We start from the raw sequence: 1,267 nt of genomic DNA, 5'->3' as shown, positions 1-1,267 counted from the left end.
CGGCGATCTTCCAGGCCAGCTCCTGTTCGGTCAGATCGCGCAGCACGCGCGCCGGGCTGCCGACCACCAGCTTGTTGGCTTCGATCACCGCCGCGGCTTTGACGAACGCCATCGCGCCGACGATGGTGTTCTCGCCGATCTCCGCACCGTCCATCACCACCGCGTTCATGCCCACCATCGCGTTGCGGCGAATGCGGCAGCCGTGCAGGATGGCGCCGTGGCCGATATGGCCGTCTTCTTCCACCACCGTGTCCTGCTGCGGGAAGCCGTGCATCACGCAGTTGTCCTGAATGTTGGCGCCGTCGCAGATCACCAGGCGGCCAAAATCGCCGCGCAGGCTGGCGTTCGGGCCGATATACACGTGCTTGCCGACGATCACGTCGCCGATCAGCACCGCGGTCGGGTGCACGTAACTGCTGGGGTCAACGACCGGCGTCAGGCCGTCAATCTGATACACAGGCATAGCGTGAGTTCCTTAATATGTAGGGTCGCGCGGCAGGCCGCCGAAGCGCCGATAGTAGCCGGCGGCCGGCGCGGGCAGGGCGCCGATGGTGGTCTCCGCCAGCGCGCTGACGTATTCCGTCGCGGCGCGATCGACCTGCTGATAGAGATTGATGCACAGGTTGCGGGCGATCTGGCCCTCCCACTGCGCGGGCAGCAGCGCGTCCGGCAGCAACGGATCTTTCAACACCACGCGACGGAAGAAGTGAATCAATAATAGCTTAATCTGGAAGCAGCGCAGCGGCGTCAGCGCCGCCGGGTCGACTTCGCGCAGCAGCGCCATCAACGGCCGGAATGAGACGATAAACTCGTGATAACCGGCCGCCACGTCGCTGAGCGACCAACAGTCGGCCACCAATTTCTGCAGGGTTTGCTCGGAGCGGTTATAGGGGTAATCGGCGCGAAAGTAGATCACCTGCTCGCTGGCGTTCAGTTCGCCGAGCAGCGCCGTCACGTCGGTCTGCGCATGGGTGGGGGCGGCCATCAGATTGTTGGCGATTTGCCCGAACCCGAGCCAGCCCAGCTCTTTTTTCAGCCGCGCGCGCGCGTTTTTTTCGGCGCATTCCAGCAGCAACAGCTCCCACTTGCCGTCCCAAGCGGGCTGCTCGCGCAGATAGATCTTCGATTCGGCGTGGCGGAACTGGCGCATTCCCTGCTCGGTCACGCGGTAGAAGCTGCGGCGGCCGATTTTCTCCACCGCCAGCCAACCTTCTTTTTGCAGGCGGAACACCGAGGTGCGCACGAAACGATCGCCGAAACCGAAGGC

Annotated in this window: 2 protein-coding genes; both read right to left on the bottom strand. The window is 63.9% G+C overall.

The genetic code is table 11. From position 1 onward, the window contains the following. Window positions 1–463 (bottom strand): transferase hexapeptide repeat family protein (locus ADK28_RS00740; RefSeq protein WP_048794632.1); only part of this gene is annotated, 463 nt, incomplete at its 3' end. A gap of 12 nt (window positions 464–475) precedes the next feature. Continuing rightward, on the bottom strand, window positions 476–1,267 hold a 792-nt coding region (paaX, locus tag ADK28_RS00735), incomplete at its 5' end, for a phenylacetic acid degradation operon negative regulatory protein PaaX (protein WP_048794631.1).

Origin of the sequence: Serratia sp. 506_PEND, assembly GCF_001076875.1 — a bacterium.
Lineage (GTDB): Bacteria > Pseudomonadota > Gammaproteobacteria > Enterobacterales > Enterobacteriaceae > Serratia > Serratia marcescens.
This window is presented reverse-complemented; position numbering and strand designations above follow the sequence as displayed.